General features: G+C 42.5%; 14 protein-coding genes. 11 read left to right on the forward strand and 3 right to left on the reverse strand.

Translation table 11 applies throughout. From position 1 onward, the window contains the following. Both rplI and dnaB read left to right on the forward strand, forming a co-directional pair. Entirely contained in the window at positions 1–447 is a 447-nt protein-coding gene (gene rplI, locus G613_RS0108495; protein ID WP_029232256.1) for a 50S ribosomal protein L9, read from the forward strand. 1 nt (position 448) lies between these two features. Continuing rightward, positions 449–1,792, forward strand: a complete 1,344-nt coding sequence (dnaB, locus tag G613_RS0108500; protein WP_029232257.1) for a replicative DNA helicase — start codon at positions 449–451, stop codon at positions 1,790–1,792. A gap of 220 nt (positions 1,793–2,012) precedes the next feature. On the opposite strand, the gene G613_RS0108505 is transcribed toward dnaB, so the two are convergent. After that, a complete protein-coding gene (locus G613_RS0108505) occupies positions 2,013–2,183 on the reverse strand; it encodes a DUF362 domain-containing protein (RefSeq protein WP_026517500.1) in 171 nt (56 codons plus the stop codon). 417 nt (positions 2,184–2,600) lie between these two features. Between G613_RS0108505 and nifJ the strand changes: the two genes are divergently transcribed. Further along, complete coding sequence (gene nifJ, locus G613_RS0108510) at positions 2,601–6,131, forward strand: pyruvate:ferredoxin (flavodoxin) oxidoreductase (protein WP_029232258.1); 3,531 nt, start codon at positions 2,601–2,603, stop codon at positions 6,129–6,131. Positions 6,132–6,264: 133 nt separating this feature from the next. Here the strand turns inward: nifJ and G613_RS0108515 are convergent, their stop codons facing one another. Then, complete coding sequence (locus G613_RS0108515) at positions 6,265–7,062, reverse strand: adaptor protein MecA (protein ID WP_029232259.1); 798 nt, start codon at positions 7,060–7,062, stop codon at positions 6,265–6,267. A gap of 713 nt (positions 7,063–7,775) precedes the next feature. Between G613_RS0108515 and G613_RS0108520 the strand changes: the two genes are divergently transcribed. The 6 genes from G613_RS0108520 (at position 7,776) to G613_RS0108545 (ending at position 13,693) form a co-directional block, all read left to right on the forward strand. Next, positions 7,776–9,479: a glycosyl hydrolase family 18 protein gene (locus tag G613_RS0108520; protein ID WP_029232260.1), complete on the forward strand. Its 1,704-nt coding sequence runs from the start codon at positions 7,776–7,778 to the stop codon at positions 9,477–9,479. Between the two features lie 4 nt (positions 9,480–9,483). Next, positions 9,484–10,542: an L-threonylcarbamoyladenylate synthase gene (locus G613_RS0108525; RefSeq protein ID WP_029232261.1), complete on the forward strand. Its 1,059-nt coding sequence runs from the start codon at positions 9,484–9,486 to the stop codon at positions 10,540–10,542. Positions 10,543–10,635: 93 nt separating this feature from the next. Then, complete coding sequence (gene rpiB / locus G613_RS0108530; RefSeq protein WP_029232262.1) at positions 10,636–11,073, forward strand: ribose 5-phosphate isomerase B; 438 nt, start codon at positions 10,636–10,638, stop codon at positions 11,071–11,073. A gap of 92 nt (positions 11,074–11,165) precedes the next feature. Further along, entirely contained in the window at positions 11,166–11,795 is a 630-nt protein-coding gene (upp, locus tag G613_RS0108535) for a uracil phosphoribosyltransferase (RefSeq protein ID WP_029232263.1), read from the forward strand. 235 nt (positions 11,796–12,030) lie between these two features. Beyond that, positions 12,031–12,513 carry a deoxycytidylate deaminase gene (locus tag G613_RS0108540; protein WP_029232264.1) on the forward strand — a complete coding sequence of 161 codons (483 nt, stop codon included), beginning with the start codon at positions 12,031–12,033 and terminating at the stop codon, positions 12,511–12,513. A gap of 7 nt (positions 12,514–12,520) precedes the next feature. Further along, the gene (locus tag G613_RS0108545; protein WP_029232265.1) at positions 12,521–13,693 is read left to right on the forward strand and encodes a cell wall hydrolase; all 1,173 of its coding nucleotides are present in this window, start codon (positions 12,521–12,523) and stop codon (positions 13,691–13,693) included. Here G613_RS0108545 and G613_RS0108550 read toward each other — a convergent pair. Continuing rightward, positions 13,690–14,178 carry a DUF402 domain-containing protein gene (locus tag G613_RS0108550; protein ID WP_029232266.1) on the reverse strand — a complete coding sequence of 163 codons (489 nt, stop codon included), beginning with the start codon at positions 14,176–14,178 and terminating at the stop codon, positions 13,690–13,692. The two genes, G613_RS0108545 and G613_RS0108550, sit on opposite strands and share 4 nt — an antisense overlap. A gap of 80 nt (positions 14,179–14,258) precedes the next feature. Between G613_RS0108550 and G613_RS0108555 the strand changes: the two genes are divergently transcribed. Together G613_RS0108555 and G613_RS0108560 are read left to right on the forward strand one after the other, a co-directional pair. Continuing rightward, complete coding sequence (locus tag G613_RS0108555) at positions 14,259–16,823, forward strand: hypothetical protein (RefSeq protein WP_029232267.1); 2,565 nt, start codon at positions 14,259–14,261, stop codon at positions 16,821–16,823. After that, complete coding sequence (locus G613_RS0108560; protein ID WP_029232268.1) at positions 16,824–19,940, forward strand: glycoside hydrolase family 2 TIM barrel-domain containing protein; 3,117 nt, start codon at positions 16,824–16,826, stop codon at positions 19,938–19,940. Positions 19,941–19,955 lie beyond the last annotated feature (15 nt).

Raw genomic sequence — 19,955 nt, forward strand, 5'->3', positions numbered from 1 at the left:
ATGCAGGTAATTTTATTGGAAGATGTTAAGACACTTGGCAAAAAAGGCGAGGTCGTTAAGGTAAGTGACGGCTATGCCAAGAACTTTGTAATACCTAAGAAACTCGGAGTTGAAGCTACTCAAAAAGCACTTAATGAGCTCAAGAATCAGCAGAAGAGAGATTCAATAGTAGCACAGCAGCAGCTTGACGAGGCTAAGGCTTATGGGGAGAAAATCAGCAAGGAAACAATCCAGGTTACAATGAAGGCTGGAGAGGGCGGAAGAGTATTTGGTTCCGTTTCAACCAAGGAAATTGTTACAGCTGCCAAGCAGCAGTTTGGATTTGATATCGACAAGAAGAAGCTTCAGCTTGCTGAGCCAATCAAGTCATTTGGAACTTATGAGATACCTGTTAAGCTTCACCCACAGGTTACATCTACAATTAAGGTATGCGTAAAGGAACAGTAATATGGCAGAAGAAACGCTGTTAAAAAGGGTTGCGCCGAACAGCCTTGAGGCAGAACAATCTGTTGTTGGTGCTATGCTGATGGATAAGGATGCCATCGAGATAGCAGCCGAGATAGTAACTGCGGATGATTTCTACAACAGGCAGCTTGGAACACTCTTTGAAACAATGGTTGAACTTAATAGAGAAGGCAGCGCGGTTGATATTGTCACACTTCAGAACAGACTTCGTGAAAAGAATGTTCCACCTAATGTCAGCAGTGTAGAATTTATCGGAGATCTGATCAATGCAGTTCCTACATCTGCTAATGTTAAATACTATGCCAAGATTGTAGCTGATAAATCTACTCTCAGAAAGCTTATTCATGTAAGTGAAGAGACAATCAATGCCTGCTATAATGACGCAGATGATATGGAAGGCGTACTTAACGACGCTGAAAAGAAGGTCTTCCAGATAACACAGAAGCGTAACACTGGTGATTTCGTTTCTATCGATCAGGTAGTTATGAATGCCCTCAACAGAATTGAGATTGCCAGCAAGATGAAGGGTAATGTTACAGGTCATTCCACAGGATTTACAGACCTTGACTTTAATACAGCTGGTTTCCAGCCATCTGACCTTATCCTTATCGCAGCCAGACCTGCTATGGGTAAGACAGCCTTTGTTCTGAACATTGCTGAGTATATGGCTTTTCATGATAATAAGTGCGTTGCCATGTTCTCACTGGAAATGTCTAAGGAGCAGTTTGTAAACCGTCTCCTTTCCATGGAATCACACGTTGATTCACAGCACATCAGAACTGGTAATATGTCAGATATGGACTGGGAGAAACTGATCGAAAGTGCAGATGTTATAGGATCCTCCAAGCTTATCATTGATGATACGCCAAGTATTTCAATACAGGAGCTTAGATCCAAGTGCCGTAAGTACAAGATGGAATTTGATCTTCAGGTTATCATGATCGACTACTTGCAGCTTATGAGTGGAGGAACAGGAAGAGCATCTGAGTCAAGACAGCAGGAAATATCAGAGATTTCAAGATCTCTTAAGGCTCTTGCCAGAGAGCTTAACGTGCCTGTTATAGCTCTTTCACAGCTGTCTCGTGCAGTTGAGCAGAGACCTGACCACAGGCCAATGCTTTCGGACTTAAGAGAATCAGGAGCCATCGAGCAGGACGCAGATATGGTTATGTTCCTGTACAGAGATGACTATTACAATAAGGATACTGAGAAAAAGGGCATCGCAGAAGTTATTATTGCCAAGCAAAGACATGGCCCAATCGGAACAGTAGAACTACTCTGGCTTCCGCAGTATACGAAATTCGCTAACCTTGAGAAGGGGCATTGAGTCCAGCAGCACTCGGAGGAGCGAGAAGTTAAGTCCTTCGCACTCGGAGGAGTGAGTAAATGAGTCCTTCGCACTCGGAAATGCGGAGTAGTTGAGCCCTGCGCACTCGGAAATGCGGAGCATTTCCTCGTTCATCTGGCTGCGCCAAATGTAAAATAAAAAAAGCACGTTTAAACAAGTAAACTTGTTAAACGTGCTTTTGTTTATTTTTCGCTTGGACTTAGCCCTGAGAGATTGCTGATACAGGGCACTGAGCAGCGCAAGAACCGCAATCGATACATGTATCAGCATCGATAACGTACTGAGCGTCTCCCTGAGAAATAGCTGAAACAGGGCACTGAGCAGCGCATGAACCGCAGCTGATGCAACCATCACTAATAACGTATGCCATAATAGTCTCCTTCCATCATTTAAATGCCTTAAATTGTAACAAATTAACGATTGACTTAGCCATGCCAACCTTTGATACATGATTATGATAATATAACAAAACTTTTTGCGCAAGACTATAAACGAAAACTTTTATCAGATGAAAAGATTAAATTAGTATAAATTAACTGACAATAGGGATGAATTCGGGAAATGTAAGCGTTTACACAAATTGCCGTCAAACCCTTGAAAACGTTGACATCAGTATAGTTTTGATGATACTATTGAATACGGCAGAATACGAGTGAAATATCCGTCACATCTATTTTCCACGGGAGGAAGAAAATGTGAACGGAGTTTTTGCGCGTTTTGTTATGTTTCTACACAACTTAATATAAAAAGCCAAAATAATCCAAAAATTAAGGTAGGAGGAATCAAAATGGCAAGAAACATGAAAACCATGGACGGTAACGAAGCAGCCGCATATGCATCTTATGCGTTTACTGAAGTTGCTGCTATGTACCCAATCACACCATCATCTGTTATGCCAGAGCATGTAGATGAATGGGCAACAGCCGGAAAGAAGAATATTTTCGGCCGTACAGTACAGATTACAGAAATGCAGTCTGAGGCTGGTGCAGCTGGTGCTGTACACGGATCACTTGTAGTAGGTGCTCTTACATCTACATACACAGCTTCACAGGGACTTCTTCTTATGATCCCTGACATTTACAAGGTAGCAGGTGAGAGACTCCCTGGCGTATTCAACGTATCAGCTCGTTGCGTAGCTTCTCACGCGCTCAACATTTTCGGTGATCACTCAGACGTATACGCTTGCCGTCAGACAGGTGCTGCTATGCTTTGTGATTCCAGCGTACAGGAAGTTATGGACCTTACTCCTGTAGCATATTGCGCAGCTATTGAGGGAAGAATTCCTTTCATCAACTTCTTCGATGGATTCCGTACATCACACGAAATTCAGAAGATCGAGGTTTGGGACTACAAGGATCTTGATGAGATGGTTAACCATGAAGCAATCGATGCTTTCAAGGCTGGCGCTCTTAATCCTAACCACCCTTGTCAGATGGGCTCAGCTCAGAACCCAGATATCTTCTTCCAGACAAGAGAAGCTTGTAACACAGGTTACAACGAGCTTCCTGAGATCGTTCAGAAGTACATGGACAAGGTTAATGCTAAGATTGGTACAGATTACAAGCTCTTCAACTACTACGGCGATCCTAACGCAGAGGTAGTTATCGTAGCTATGGGTTCTGTAAACGATACAATCGAAGAGACTATCGATTACCTTGAGAAGCAGGGCAAGAAGGTTGGTGTTGTAAAGGTTCGTCTTTACAGACCATTCTCAGCTAAGGCTCTCGTTGATGCTATTCCTGCATCAGTTAAGAGAATCGAAGTTCTTGATAGAACAAAGGAGCCTGGATCATATCGTGAGCCTCTTGCTCTTGATGTTATCGCAGCTCTTAAGGGAACTAAGTTCGAGTCAGTTCCTGTATTCTGTGGCCGTTATGGTCTTGGTTCTAAGGATACAACACCTGCACAGATCGTTGCTGTATTCGAGAACGACAAGAAGGAAGAGTTCACAATCGGTATCGAGGATGATGTAACAAATCTTTCACTTGATGCTGGTGCTCCACTTGTTACAACTCCAGAGGGAACAACAAACTGTAAGTTCTGGGGTCTTGGTGCTGACGGTACTGTTGGTGCTAACAAGAACTCAATCAAGATCATTGGTGATAACACAGACATGTATGCTCAGGCATACTTTGACTATGACTCCAAGAAGTCTGGTGGTGTTACAATGTCTCACCTTAGATTTGGTAAGAAGCCTATTAAGTCAACTTACCTCATCAAAAAGGCTGACTTCGTAGCTTGCCACAATCCATCATATATCCGTAAGTTCAACATGGTTCAGGAGCTTGTTGACGGTGGTTCATTCCTCCTTAACTGCCCATGGACAGTTGATCAGCTTGAACAGGAGATTCCTGGACAGGTTAAGAAGTTCATGTATGATCACAAGATTAACTTCTATATCATGAACGGTTCTAAGATCGGTGTTGAAGTTGGTATGGGACCTACAAGAATTAACACAATTCTTCAGTCTGCATTCTTCAACATTACAAAGATCATTCCTGAAGCAGACGCTATCAAGTTCATGAAGGATGCTGCTCAGAAGACATACGGCCGTAAGGGTGAAGACGTTGTTAAGAAGAACTGGGATGCTATCGATGCCGGTGCAGATCCTAAGAACCTTATCAAGGTTGAGATTCCTGAGAGCTGGAAGGATGCCAAGGATGAAGGACTTGACTTCAAGAAGGCTGAGGGCAGCCGTAAGGACGTTGTTGATTTCGTTAACAACATCCAGGCAAAGGTTAACGCTCAGGAAGGTAATACTCTTAAGGTATCTGATTGTCTTCCATACGTTGATGGTGCTACACCTTCAGGATCAGCTGCATTCGAGAAGCGTGGTATTGCTGTAAACGTTCCTGCATGGGATGCTACAACATGTATCGGATGTGGATTCTGTTCACTTGTATGTCCACATGCTGCAATCCGTACAATCGCTATGACAGATGATGAGATTGCTAAGGCTCCAGAGGGACTTCAGACAAAGCCTCTTGCTGGAATGGACGGATACAAGTATTCAGTTGTTATTTCTGCTCTTGACTGTACAGGTTGCGGATCTTGCGCAAATGTATGTCCTGGTAACAATAAGGGCGAGACACTTAAGATGGGTGCTATCGCAGCTAACAAGGACGAGCAGAAGTACTTCGATTATGCTGTAACACTTCCTATTAAGGAAGATGTTGTTGCTAAGTTTGGCGAAGGCTCAATTAAGGGCTCACAGTTCAAGCAGCCTCTCCTTGAGTTCTCAGGCGCTTGCGCAGGTTGCGGTGAGACTCCTTATGTTAAGCTTGTTACTCAGCTCTTTGGTGACAGAATGTACGTTGCTAACGCTACAGGATGTACATCAATTTGGGGTAACTCTTCACCTTCAACACCATACACAGTAAATGCTAAGGGCCAGGGTCCTGCATGGGATAACTCACTGTTCGAAGATAACGCTGAGTTTGGTATGGGTATGGTACTTGCTCAGAATGCACTCCGTGATGCTATCAAGGAGAAGGTAGAAGAAATCGTAGCTGCAGGCGGTTCTGCTAAGGACGCTGCACAGAAGTGGCTTGATACATTCAACGTTGGTTCTGAGAACACAGCTGCTACAGATGCTCTTGTTAAGGCTCTTGAGGGCGACAGCTCAGATGCTGCTAAGTATGTTCTTAAGAATAAGGACTTCGCAGCTAAGAAGTCACAGTGGATCTTCGGTGGTGACGGATGGGCATTCGATATCGGATTCGGTGGTCTCGATCACGTACTTGCTTCCGGTAAGGATGTTAACGTTCTCGTTGTAAACACTGAGGTTTACTCAAATACAGGTGGACAGTCTTCAAAGGCTACTCCTACAGGTGCTGTTGCACAGTTCGCTGCAGGCGGTAAAGAGATTAAGCAGAAAGACCTTGCTTCTATCGCAATGAGCTATGGCTACGTATATGTTGCACAGATCGCTATGGGTGCAAATATGCAGCAGACTATCAATGCAATCAAAGAGGCTGAGGCTTATCCAGGACCTTCACTTATCATCGCTTATGCTCCATGTATCAACCAGGGACTTAAGGCTGGTATGAACAAGGTTATGGACGAAGAGAAGAAGGCTGTTGCTACAGGATACTGGGATATGTTCAGATTCAATCCTCAGGCGGAGAACAAGTTCACTCTTGATTCTAAGCCAGCTACAGAAGACTTCCAGAGCTTCCTTGATGGTGAGGTTAGATACCTTTCACTTAAGCTTAAGAATCCTGAGAGAGCTGCTAAGCTCAACGCAGCTGCTGCAGAGCATGCTAAGGAGCACAGAGCTTACCTCGAGAAACTCGTTGCTCTCTATGGTAAGGACTGATCTAGTAGCATAAGATTCTAAGTCTAATAGCTAATAATAGAGGAGTCGGTTCAGAAATGAACCGGCTCCTTTTTGCTGGGTTACATAAAAAAGAGACAGGAGGCTAATGCCTACTGTCTCTTATAGTTTGTGATTAGATTTTAGATAATGCCTGAACTGCGTTATCTTTCACAAGTGTTGTGAAGTGCTCAGCCAAATACTGCTCTTCTGCAGTAGAACCTACTTCAGTCTTGCCATACTCTGTAAGTAGTGAGCAGATATTTGCAAATACATTATCTTCCAGATCGCCCTGGTGAAGAATCAGGTAATACTTACCATTTGCTTCGTTCTTGTACAGGGTATTGATACCATTGAATTTCCTGCTAACTATTGCAGCGAATCTAGTAACCTCGTGAAGGGAATCGAAAGAAAAGATTCTTGAACCCTTTCTGTCGGGTAATCCCTTTTTGCGAGGATTAGTAGTTTTTTCCTTAAGCTTTTTGGAATCTGAGAATGGACTGCTCATGGACGAATCCAGCGAATCACTCAGATTGCTGTGCTGGAGTCTTCTGAAAAGGCCCATAACATCCTCTTCCTCATCCTCCTCATAATCTTCATCCTCATCGTAGTAATCGTATTCTTCTTCCTCATCCTCTTCGTGGACAGATGGAGCGAAATTAGAAAACCTTGTATCTAACTCCTCAGGATCCTCAACTTTTGTGATAACAAGAACAATACATTCGGAATTGATTGGGATTGCCTCAATCATAAGAGGAGTATCCTCTGCGTCAAAACCATATTGTAAATTCGCTTGCTGCATCATGTCCTGAAAAAGCTCTTTGGCTTTGTCAGTTCCATATGCAAGCTCTGTAATCTTAAGGTCGCGCTTCGCAAGGTCATCTTTGGTAAGTGTGCATCTAATCTGGTGATCATTGACTTTTTCAATTTTCATGATGCTTACCTCCTGACTTTGGAATACATAGATACTAATTTAAACAGTATTCTATGTCAATAGATGTATCGTCATATTTGGCAAAAATATGAACTTTTTTCAATCTTAAGAAAATCTTAAGAAATTTCGATGGTAAATCTTAAGAATTTCCTGATACTATAAATTTTGTGAGGCGCCTGCCTGGACATTACAGTCCGGAAAGGAGGCGAGAATTCAGAAACATAATCGTCATTATTCTTTTTTTCATTGTTTCATACTAAGGTATGAAATGTCTTACTAAGATTTTTCGATTTAAGTTTCTCTTAATTATAATCACAAATAACAACGTTAATTGCATAGACAATTTATAGTATTTTTCTAATACTATTATACCATATTTGGGGCAATCGACATGCTCCAAAACCAAGGACTAGGCAATGGGCGCCTCAAATATTAATAAACGTCAAAAGAAAACGTGTCTTTTTGCATTTTACTCCAGAATTTATCACATGAAGAAATCCTTTTGGGTATGGAAAAGACACAATATACGAAGCCAAAAGTGCATAAAAACTATCAATTCATTTTTTACTAATGTAAAGAGATTTCACTTTGTAAATCGAGAGGACCCCGCCTTGACATATACATCTAACGATAGCTAAATGCCCGTGGACTTTGATAATGACGTAAACTTAATAGTCTGTTATAATATAGAGCGATTGTAAAGGAGCTAGAGCATGAAAAAGAAAGTGATTCCAGCGATTATTATAATCGCTCTTATTTTAGTTATAGGCGCAATTTACGCCGGACAGATAGTTTATCAGCACTATTCCTATAGTACTGAACGAGCTGATTTAGGAAGTTACTTTGATATCACTGGTGATACAGATGTGGCAATTATCCTTGGAAATGAGCGCATTGAAGAAAGAGCAAGACTTCTTGATGGCCATTACTATATGGATTTTGATTCAGTTCAGAAGTATCTTAATAGAAGATTCTACTACGGAGAGGCTGACAATACTCTTTTTTACACAACAGCAACAAGCATAATTACCACTGAGATTGGATCCACTAGCTGGAATAACCTTCAGGGCGAATCTGAGGATGTTGGCTATGTGATTGCCAGAACAGAGGGCGATAAGCTCTATGTAGCACTGGATTATGTAAAAAAATATACCAACTTCTCCTATGAAGGCTTCACAGAGCCTAATCATATGCAGCTTACAACAAGCTGGGAGGATGAGCAGGTTGCTACCATTAATAAGAATACTCAGCTTCGTCTCAGGGGCGGCGTTAAGAGCGAGATTTTAGAGGACCTTGCAAAGGGTGACACAGTTGTTATCCTTGAGGAACTTGAGAACTGGACAAAGGTTAAGACTGCCGATTCCTATATTGGTTATGTGGAGAATAAGAGACTTTCAGATACTACAACCAAGAGCCCTATTCCTGTTGAGGATTATGTGGAAGAGGAATACACAACTCTTAACAGAGGCCATAAGATAAACCTTGGCTTCCACAATATCGGCGGAGTTGCAGGTAACGATACATTTTCAAGTGTTGTATCCGGGGCCAAGAGCCTTAATGTAATTTCACCCACATGGTTTAAGCTTAATTCCGATGGTGGTGATATTGTAAGCATTGGCTCAAGTTCCTATGTAAAGGCTGCTCATGATAAAGGCCTTGAAGTATGGGCACTTGTAGACAACTTCACAGGAACCGGAGATTTTACAACATCTGAATTCCTCTCACATTACAGCAGCAGACTAAATGCCATTGACCAGCTCATGGCTTATGCGATTGACCTTGGCGTTGACGGAATCAACCTTGACTTTGAGACAATTGCAAGTGAGTCCGGTCAGGATTACATTGAATTTGTAAGGGAATTATCCATATTCTGCAGGGCAAATAATCTCGTGTACTCTATCGATGACTATGTGCCTATGCATTTCAATGATCACTATGATCTCAAAGAGCAGGGAATTGTTGCTGACTACGTTATTATAATGGGCTATGACGAGCATTATGCAGGATCTGCAGAGGCCGGATCAGTAGCTTCTCTTAGCTATGTAGAAAACGGACTTATCAATACAACCGCCAAGGTTGACCCATCAAAAGTAATCAACGCGGTACCTTTTTATACCAGAATATGGCATACATCAAACGGAGCCCTTTCAAGTGAGGCTGTATCCATGCAGACTGCCAAGGATTATATTGCAAATCACAGCATAAATATGACCTGGGATGCAGAAGCAGGACAGAACTATGGAGAGTTTTCATCATCAGACGGAACTCTCAATCAGATATGGATGGAAGATGCCACATCTATCGGCCAGAAAATCGATTCCATGAGGGCTCAGAACATAGCAGGTATTGCCGAGTGGTCTCTTGGCATGGAAACCTCTGATGTTTGGGACGTAATTGCAGCTTATATAGAAGGATAAAAAATTGGAAACAGAAGTAATAGTAATAGAAGAAAGTGATATGGATGAAGAGGCCCTTGAAGGCCTTAAGAGAGCAGGGCAGATAATACGAGAGGGAGGCCTTGTGGCTTTTCCTACTGAGACTGTTTATGGCCTTGGAGGAGATGCACTTAATCCTCTTTCATCCAAGAAGATATATGCAGCCAAGGGAAGACCTTCAGACAACCCACTTATCGTGCATGTTGCCAACATGGAGGACCTCTCTGAGATTGTAAAAGAAGTACCGGAGGCCGCAAAGAAACTGGCAGATGCCTTTTGGCCGGGACCTCTTACTATGATAATGAATAAGAATGACAAGGTTCCTTATGAAACCACAGGAGGCCTTGATACAGTAGCAATCAGAATGCCTAATAATCAGATAGCACTTGAACTTATTAGGCAGTCCGGAGGCTACATTGCTGCGCCTTCAGCAAATACATCAGGAAGGCCAAGCCCAACTGTTGCCAGATACTGTGTAGAGGACCTTTCCAGCAAGATAGAGATGATAATTGATGGAGGTCAGGTGGGCATAGGCCTGGAGTCAACAATTGTGGACCTTACTTCTCCTGTACCTATGATACTGAGACCAGGCTACATTACAGCAGATATGTTAAAAGAGGTTCTTGGAGAAATCAGTATCGACAAGACCATTATTGACAGTTCTTCAACTGAAAAACCCAAGGCACCTGGCATGAAGTACAAGCACTATGCTCCTAAGGGTGACCTTAAGATAGTTCAGGGACCTCAGGATAAGGTTGTTTCATATATTAATGAAAACTCCTTGGCAGCTATGGAAAATGGCAAAAGAGTTGGAGTAATAGCAACAGATGCAACCAAAGATTTGTACAAGGCAGATGTTGTAAAAAGCGTTGGAAACAGACAGGATGAGAGTACCATTGCCCATGAGCTTTTTAAGGTGCTCAGAGAGTTTGACGATGAGAATGTGGACGTAATGTTCTCTGAGTCATTTGATGACAGCGGTATTGGCCAGGCCATTATGAACAGACTTCTTAAGGCAGCTGGTCATCAGATTGAAAAAGTTTAAGATTGTTTGAAAAAACATTATAATATATATGATATTGGGTTTTAAAATGCAACGTCTTAAAATCTGATATCCAAGCAGAGGAGAGTAATGAAAATGGTAGCATTAGCAAGTGATCACGGCGGATTTGCACTCAAGGAGTCAGTTAAAAAGCACCTTGAAGAAAGAAACATCGAGTACAGGGATTTTGGAACCTATGATCTTAATTCCTGCGATTATCCGGATTTCGGAGCTGCAGCAGCTAAGGCAGTAGCAAACGGAGAGTGCGAAAAGGGAATTGTTGTTTGCACTACAGGAATTGGTATTTCAATTGTAGCCAACAAGATCAAGGGCGTAAGATGTGCGCTTTGTTCAGAGGTTAGCACTGCAAGACTTACAAGAGAGCATAACGATGCAAACGTTCTTGCAATGGGCGGCGGATTTGTAGGCCCTGTTCTTGCTAACGAGATTGTTGACACTTTCCTTGACACACCTTTTTCCAATCTTGAGAAGCACTCAAGAAGAATTGCCAAGATAGCGGACCTTGAGGCTTAAAGTAAGCAGGTTACGATCTGACATATTTAGTACTAACGACAAGAATGTATTACATCAAAATTTAAATATAAGATTATTTTCAGGAGGCTCATATGGGAAAAGTAGTTATTATGGATCATCCATTGATTCAGCACAAGATTGGTTATATCAGAAGAATTGACACAGGAACAAAGGACTTTAGAGATACAATCAGTGAGATTGCAACTTTGATCTGCTATGAGGCTACAAGGGATCTTCAGCTTCAGGATGTTGAGATTGAGACTCCCATTTGCAAGACAACAGTCAAAGAGCTTAAGGGAAGAAAGCTTTGCATTGTTCCAATCTTAAGAGCAGGTCTTGGAATGGTTGATGGTGTGCTTTCACTTATTCCTGCAGCCAGAATCGGACATATTGGTCTTTACAGAGATCCTGAGACACTTAAACCTGTTGAGTATTATTGCAAGATGCCGGCAGATGTAACAGAGAGAGAAATCTTTGTTGTAGATCCTATGCTTGCAACAGGTGGATCTTCAGTAGCAGCAATTCAGATGCTCAAGGACAGAGGCTGCAAGCATATTCATTTTATGTGCATTATAGCAGCACCAGAGGGACTTAAGGCTATGCAGGAGGCTCATCCTGACGTTGATATCTACGTTGGATCACTGGATGAGAAGCTCAACGAGCATGGATACATTGTACCGGGACTTGGAGACGCAGGAGATAGGATCTTCGGAACAAAATAAGGATTCAAGGTTGCAAATATACATGCTTGCATGTATATATTTGCAACTTTGAAGACAAAACATCGATGAGGAAAAAAGGCATACGACGATAGGAGTATGCCGATTTCCGAATTGATGTAGCATGTCGAAAGCGAAGCGTAGACATGCGCATTTTGTTTTTGTAGTGGTGTAGGATTGCGAGAATACGAAGTATGGAGCAATCCGTATATCACGGGGTATATACAAGGGAGGAAGTATGAAAAGAGAAGACTACATATCTTGGGATGAGTATTTTATGGGTGTTGCCAAGCTTGCAGCTATGAGATCCAAGGATCCCAACACACAGGTTGGAAGCTGCATTGTAAGCGAAGACAACAACATACTTTCCATGGGTTATAACGGCTTTCCTAAGGGATGCTCTGATGAGGAGTTTCCATGGGAGAGAGACGGCGAGGATGAGCTTGGAACCAAGTATCCTTTCGTTACCCATAGTGAGCTTAACGCGATACTTAACTACAGAGGCGGAAGCCTGGTTGGTGCCAAGATTTATGTATCTCTTTTCCCTTGTAATGAGTGTGCCAAGGCCATCATTCAGGCCGGTATTCGCACAGTAGTATATGATAGCGACAAGTATAGCGCTTCAGCCAGCACCAGAGCGTCCAAAAAGATGTTTGATGCGGCAGGAGTCAGATATTATCAGTACCAGCCAAGCGGCAGAAATATAAAGATTACTATTTGAGAAGAGTATGAAGACTAACGGGGTTTGGCATAAAAGAATAATAGCGATACTGGCAGTTTTTGTGATGGCAGTTGTATCTATGCCCTCTGCGCGAGTTACAGCGACGGAGTCCACCAAGAAACAGCTTGAAGAGGCTAAAGAGAAAAAGAAACAATCCCAAAACGAGCTTGATAGCACCAAGGACAACTTAGCAGAGATGAACGAGGAAAAGTCATCATTGCAGGGACAGCTAAGTACGCTAAATAATCAGCTTACAGAAGTAAGCAACAATCTTCAGGATTTGGAAGAGCAGATTGACAATAAGGAAACTGAAATCGAGAATACATTGGCAGAGCTTGAGGTAGCCAAACAGACAGAAGTTCAGCAGTATGCCAGCATGAAGAAAAGAGTTCAGTTTATATATGAGAAGCAGAACTTTGTGTTTTTCGATATGATTCTGGGAGCCACAAGCTTTGCGGATTTCCTTAATCAGAACAATTATATCGAACAGCTGTCAGCCTACGACAGGAAGATGTTTCTTAAGTACATAGAGACCAGAAAGAACATCGAGACTAAGGAAGCTACTTTGGAAGAGGAAAAAGAGCAGCTGGATGAATACAAAGTTAAGGCTCAGGCGGAACAGAGCAGAGTATCCGGACTTGTGAATCAGACATCCGGAAGTATCAAGCAGTATGCTAATGATATTTCCGATGCAGAGGAAAAGGCCAAGGCCTTAGAGGATCAGATTAAAGAACAGGAAGCGGATATCAAGAAGCTTGAAGCCAAGCTTGCAGAGGAAATGAGACTTTCCAAATTGGCAGCTAAATCTGCCTGGAGAAACATTTCAGAGGTTACCTTTGCCGAGGGAGACAGATATCTTTTGGCTAATCTGATATACTGCGAGGCAGGTTCAGAGCCCTATGAAGGAAAGGTAGCTGTTGGAGCAGTTGTTATCAACAGAGTGCTCAGTTCAGTATATCCGGATACGGTTGTAGGAGTTATTTATCAGAATAAGCAGTTTTCTCCCGCAAGCAGTGGAAGGCTTGCCTTGGCACTGGCTGAAGGAAAAGCAACAGCAGCCTGTTACCAGGCTGCCGACGAAGCTATGAAGGGATATTCAAATGTAGGAAACTGTGTTTATTTCAGGACACCGGTTCCGGGACTTAACGGAATAACTATTGGTGGTCATGTTTTCTATTAGTTTTCGGACGTGGCCAGGTTTTCAATTGGCTCAGCAAGCTTTTGAATTCCACCTTCGTACAAATCATTAAGGAGCTTGTTCAGTGAGAGCAGGCTCTTTTTAAGAAGGTCTTCATCGATAAGCTTCTTTTCAAAGGCTTCTGACAATTCATCCAGATCAACAACACGCATTCGGCCGTCTGGATAGATTTTTACATCCGCAAGAAGATCTATAACTAACAGGGAATTTTGTTCAGGATTATATTCGCAGGTTATGATATCGCAGTACCAGCATAGAAGAGATCCATCAGAGCGAAGGAATTTGCTGATCTTATAACCGCGATCAAGATAATAACAGGAATACCCCTTGGCGAGATCACATCTGTCATGGATTGTATTCCATTTAGTCACAATTTGTTTTTCGTTGCATTCCAGAATGATATCGTCCTTTAGCTCAAGACATTCATCCGGAATGAAGCGTTTGCGGTACAAGATTGGATGTTTCATATTATCTCCTTTCGAGAAAACTGCAAACAGCCTAAATTGTATAATCAAAATCTTACTATTATTCAAATTGAAAGTCAATTATGCAGGGTAAATCAGTCAAACTAACCATAATCAAATTAATATATGCCATATTGATCTTTGTGATAGCGGTTCTTATTATCAGCAAGGTTTCAACCGGAGACAAAGCGGACATGACTGCTCAGATGTCGGCGGCAACACTACCAACAGTGACGTTTATCAGCGATTACAAAGAAATCAATCCACTGCACGGGTACCTTGATGAAATGGATATCAGCCATATCAGAGGATCGGTTTTCCCGATTGGAAGTGGCAGAGATATATCTTATAAGATCAATACGTATGGACGGAAAGTATCCAATCTTAGCTTTGAAGTGAGAAACGTTGATGGCTCAGGTCTTGTGGAGAATACCACTCTTCAGGATTACAAAGAGACTTCTGATACCATCACAGGTTCATTTCAGTTAAAAGACCTTATTACATCCGGATCTGAATACATGCTTGTAATGCTGATGGATACTGAAAACGGCAGGGCTAGATTCTACTCCAGAATAGTTTGGACCAATGATGAGTTCAGATACCACCTGGACGAGGAAGTTGATTTTGTTAAGCGCTTTAACAGTGCTACTTTTGACAAAGAGGCTGCTTCCGAGTACTCAAGATATTTGGAACCCAACTCCGAGGGCGACAATACCTCTTTTAACAAAGTAAACATTCATAGCAGCTTTAGTCAGGTTACCTGGGGAGAACTTCAGATTGTAGATCACACAGATCCTGAGATTTATGTAACGGATATTCACAGCCAGACGGGAAGCTACCTTCTAAAGTATCAGGTAAGTATCAAGGAGGGAGCTCTTAACAAGGTCTACAACGTGTGCGAGGCCTATAGACTTAGATATACCAGTGACAGAATATACCTTCTCAACTTTGAGAGGACAATGAATTACATCTTTGATGTTAAGTCTTTTTCTATAACCAAGAATGTTATTGGCCTTAGTATCTCGGATCCTGAGCTTCAGCTTGTGGAAAGCAGCAGTGGAAGCGCTTTTGCCTTTGTTTCCGAGAACAGACTTTACATGCTCAATAATTCTGAGAATAAGCTGGCGTATCTGTTTGGATTCTATGATGATAACAATAATGATATAAGGACCAGATGGGACCAGAACAGGATCAAGATTCTGAAGGTTGATGAGGCCGGCAATGTTAAATTTGCTGTAGCAGGATACATGAACAGGGGCTCTCATGAAGGCCAGGTTGGTATTTCGGTTTATGATTACAACGCCACGATCAATGCTGTTGAGGAGCAGGTATTCATAAAGAGCCAGACAGATCCGCAGATTTTGATGGAGTATGTGGATACCATAGCTTACGTCAATAACAGCGATGTTTTTTACGTGATGCTTGATCAGAATATTTATGCTATTGATCTAAATGACAGAACCTACTCATCTGTAGTAGATGATATCGGATCCGGTGAGTACAAGATTTCTGAGTCCATGAGCACCATAGCATGGCAGAGCAGTGACCTTAAGAGCCTCAACATGATGAATCTCGGAACCAAGACTATTTCTGAGATTGCGGCAGATGAGGGCGATTACATAATGGTACTTGGATTTATGGGCGAGGATATGGTATATGGCCTTGTTCATGAATCGGATGTCTTGAATGATCAGATGGGTAATCCGGTTTATGCTATATATAATCTCAAGATCCAGGACGGAGACGGAAATATACTTGAGAATTATCATCCAGAGGGTATTTATGTCACCGGAGTATCTATAAGTGACAACCAGATCAGGATGACAAGAGTGATCAAGGATGAAGAATCCGGCAAGTATGTAAGCACCTATGACGATCAGATCATGAGTACCCTCAAGACTGAATCCGGAAGCAATGTGATTTCCGTAGTATCTGTAGATGTATTTGAAAAGATTGTTCAGATTTCCGCAAAGAGTGAGATAAAGACCAAGCAGATTAGGGTAATGACGCCTGCGCAGACTCTTTTTGAAGGCGACAGAAACGTAAGTATTGAGTCAAAACGTGACACCAAAGAGAAACCATTCTACTACGTATACGGACTGATGGGCATGGAAGGTATCTACAGCGAACCTGCGGAAGCGGTAAAAATCGCTTATAATGCGCCGGGAACTGTGGTCTCAGACAATAATAAGTTTGTATGGATCAAGGGTAACCTTCTAAGATCTAATCAGAACATGTCAATTACGCGAAATGCTGAGATCTATTCGGATATGACAAGTAAAGATCCGATAGCAGTATGTCTTGACCTGATACTTTCTTATGAAGGCGTAAACAGGAACGTAGAATCACTTCTTGCGGGTGGAGACAGCGTTTATCAGATTTTGGAATCTTCGCTTCCACAGTCAAGGATACTGGATCTGGATGGTTGTCCAATGTCATCTATGCTTTACTACACCAATCAGGACATTCCGGTTATGGCAATGCTCAACGACGGTACGGCAATGCTTATCATAGGCTTTAACGATCTTAATACAGTGCTTATGAATCCAACTACCGGAAGCGTTTATAAATATGGAATGAATGACTCAGAGAAGTTATTTGAGGAACATGGTAATCACTTTATAACCTATATCATGGAGGAAAACTAAATGGAGAAATTTGACTATTCTTATATTTCAAATCCTGAGATTTTTAAAGACAACGTGCTCCCTGCTCACGGAGATTTTGTGAGCTTTGCAACACAGGATGAGCTTGCCGAGGGAGATACTTCTCTTCGCATCTCTTTAAATGGACTGTGGAAATTCCACTATGCCAAGAATTACAGAGCGGTTGTACCGGGCTTTGAAAAAGAGGATTATGACTGCAATTTCTGGGATGACATTCACGTTCCTGCTCATATGCAGATGGAAGGCTATGATATCCCCGCCTATATAAATGTTCAGTATCCATGGGATGGTCATGAGAAAATAGAGCTTGGCCAGGTTCCTGAGGAGTTCAATCCTGTTGGAAGCTATGTTAAATATTTCAATCTGCCTGCAAACTGGAACGGACAGCAGGTTCATGTAGTATTTGACGGCGTTGAGAGTGGATATGCTCTGTGGCTTAATGGTAAGTACGTTGGCTACAGCGAGGATACTTTTACACCTTCAGAGTTTGACCTTACTCCTTTTCTTAAAGAGGGAACAAATAAGTTGGCTGTTCAGGTGTTCAAATGGACAGCTTCAAGCTGGATGGAGGATCAGGACTTCTTTAGATTCTCCGGAATATACAGAAATGTTTATTTACAGCTGATTCCTGAGACTCACTTAGAGGATGTTAAGATCAGGACTATATTGAATGATGATTTTTCAGAAGCAGAACTTGAAGTTACATTCAAAACGCAGGGCGAGGGAAATGTAAGCTACACACTCTTTAGAAATAATCACCCTGTTGTAAAGGGAACTGTAGAGCTTACCGGCGATTCACTTAATTTGGTAAAAGAGAAAATAGTTTCTCCGATGCTTTGGAGCGCTGAGGATCCACAGTTATATCAGCTTGTTATAAAGATTACCGATAAAGAAGAGAACGAGCTTGAGGTTGTAAGTCAGAACGTTGGATTTAGACGCTTTGAGATGAAAGACGGCCTCATGCTGATAAATGGTAAGAGAATCGTGTTCAAGGGCGTTAACCGTCACGAGTTCTCCTGCGACAGCGGACGTGTTGTTTCCTATGAGGATACCCTCAAGGATATCATCACTATGAAGCGCAATAACATCAATGCCATCAGAACAAGTCATTACCAGAACTCTGCTGCTATTTATGAGCTCTGTGATATTTATGGTCTGTACATGATCGCAGAGAATAACCTGGAGTCACACGGAAGCTGGTCTCACCTTGGAAATGAGCCTGCAATCCCATTTGCGATTCCCGGAAGCCGTGATAACTGCATGGCTATGATGCTTGATAGAATCAATTCAACCTATCAGCTTGATAAAAACCACCCTTCAGTTCTGATCTGGTCAATTGGTAATGAGTCTCACGGGGGAAAGGTTCCTTATGAGATGTCACAGCTCTTTAGAAAGCTTGATCCGGACAGACTTGTTCACTATGAGGGAATCTGCCACGACAGAACCTACAATGATACCAGCGATATGGAAAGCCAGATGTATCCACCGGTCAAGGATATTGAGAAGTTCCTGGCTGAACATCCTGACAAGCCATTTATCTGCTGTGAGTACACACACGCAATGGCTAACAGCTGCGGTGGTATGTTCAAATACACTGACCTTGCTGACAGAGAGCCAAGATATCAGGGCGGATTTATCTGGGACTATGTAGATCAGACCATCAGAACCAAGAACTGCTTTGGAGAAGATTATCAGGCTTACGGCGGAGACCATGGCGAGAGACCTTGCGACTACAGCTTTAGCGGAAATGGTATTGTTAATTCAGAGCGTGAGCCTTATGCCAAGATGCAGGATGTTAAGTTTAACTACCAGAACATCAAGGCATATGTTGATAGAGATAAAGTGAGGGTTGTGAATACCTCATTATTTACAAACACCAGTGAATATGACTGCGTTGTTATTCTTGAAAGAGATGGCAAGAAGCTTTTAGAGAAGCGTATGGCTACAGATGTTGAGCCTCTTTCAGAAAAAGAGTACGAGCTTCCTGAGGCGATTACAGCAAGAATGTCAGTAATGGGATCAGAGGGCTATGACGAGAACGGACCATTCCCACTTGATGAGTATGCTGTAACAGTATCCTTCAGACTTCGTGAGGACACAACCTGGGCAGAGCGCGGACATGAGGTTGCCTTCGGACAGGGCGTATTCAGAATTGCTGCATCAACAGTAGTTAGCTGTGGCCCTCTCAAGGTGGTAAAGGGTGATTACAATATCGGAATCAAGGGTAATCACTTCAGCGTAATGTTCTCAAGAGAAAAGGGCAACATCACTTCCTATAACTACGGCGGCAAAGAGATGCTCTATGGCCTTGGACTTCCAAGACCAAACTTCTGGAGAGCTCCTGTAGAAAATGACAGGGGTAACAACATGGCTGGAAGATATGCACAGTGGAAGATTGCAAGCTCCTATGCTTCAACCTCACCTATTTTTGAGGAATCAAACGGCTATGCAAACGGAAGCTACGAAGAGAGACGTGAGTATCCTAAGGTAATAGAGGAAGATAACAGCGTAAGCGTTGTTTGCAAGTTCTATCTTCCAACCACTCCTGCATCTTCAGTTCTTGTAACATATACAGTTACGGGAGACGGAAGAGTCTGGATCAAAGAGGAATACGAGCCTGTTAAGGGCCTTACACCAATGCCTGAGTTTGGAATGCTCTTTAGATTCAGCCCTGAATACGATAAAGTCCAGTACTATGGAAATGGCCCTATGGAGAACTATGTGGACAGAAACAGAGGCGCTAAGCTTGGCATCTTTAATACAACAACTAAGGATGCAATGGAGAGCTACCTTCTTCCCGAGGAAACAGGAAACAGGACCGGCGTAAGATGGGCTAAGGTTGTTGATAACAGGGGAAGAGGACTGTTGTTCGAAGCTCCTGACACCATGAACTTCAGCGCTATTCCATATCTCCCTGACGAACTTGAGGCAGCAGATCATCCATATGAGCTTCCAAGAGTTACCAAGACAATCGTTCGCTGCAGCTGCATGCAGATGGGTATTGCAGGAGACGACACCTGGGGTGCCAAGACACATCCTGAGTTCCTGCTTCCAAACGATGAGAAGCTGACATTTGTTATGAGCTTTAGGGGAATCTGATCAGACATAATAGGA

Source organism: Butyrivibrio sp. VCB2006, assembly GCF_000420945.1.
Taxonomy (GTDB): Bacteria; Bacillota; Clostridia; order Lachnospirales; family Lachnospiraceae; genus Butyrivibrio.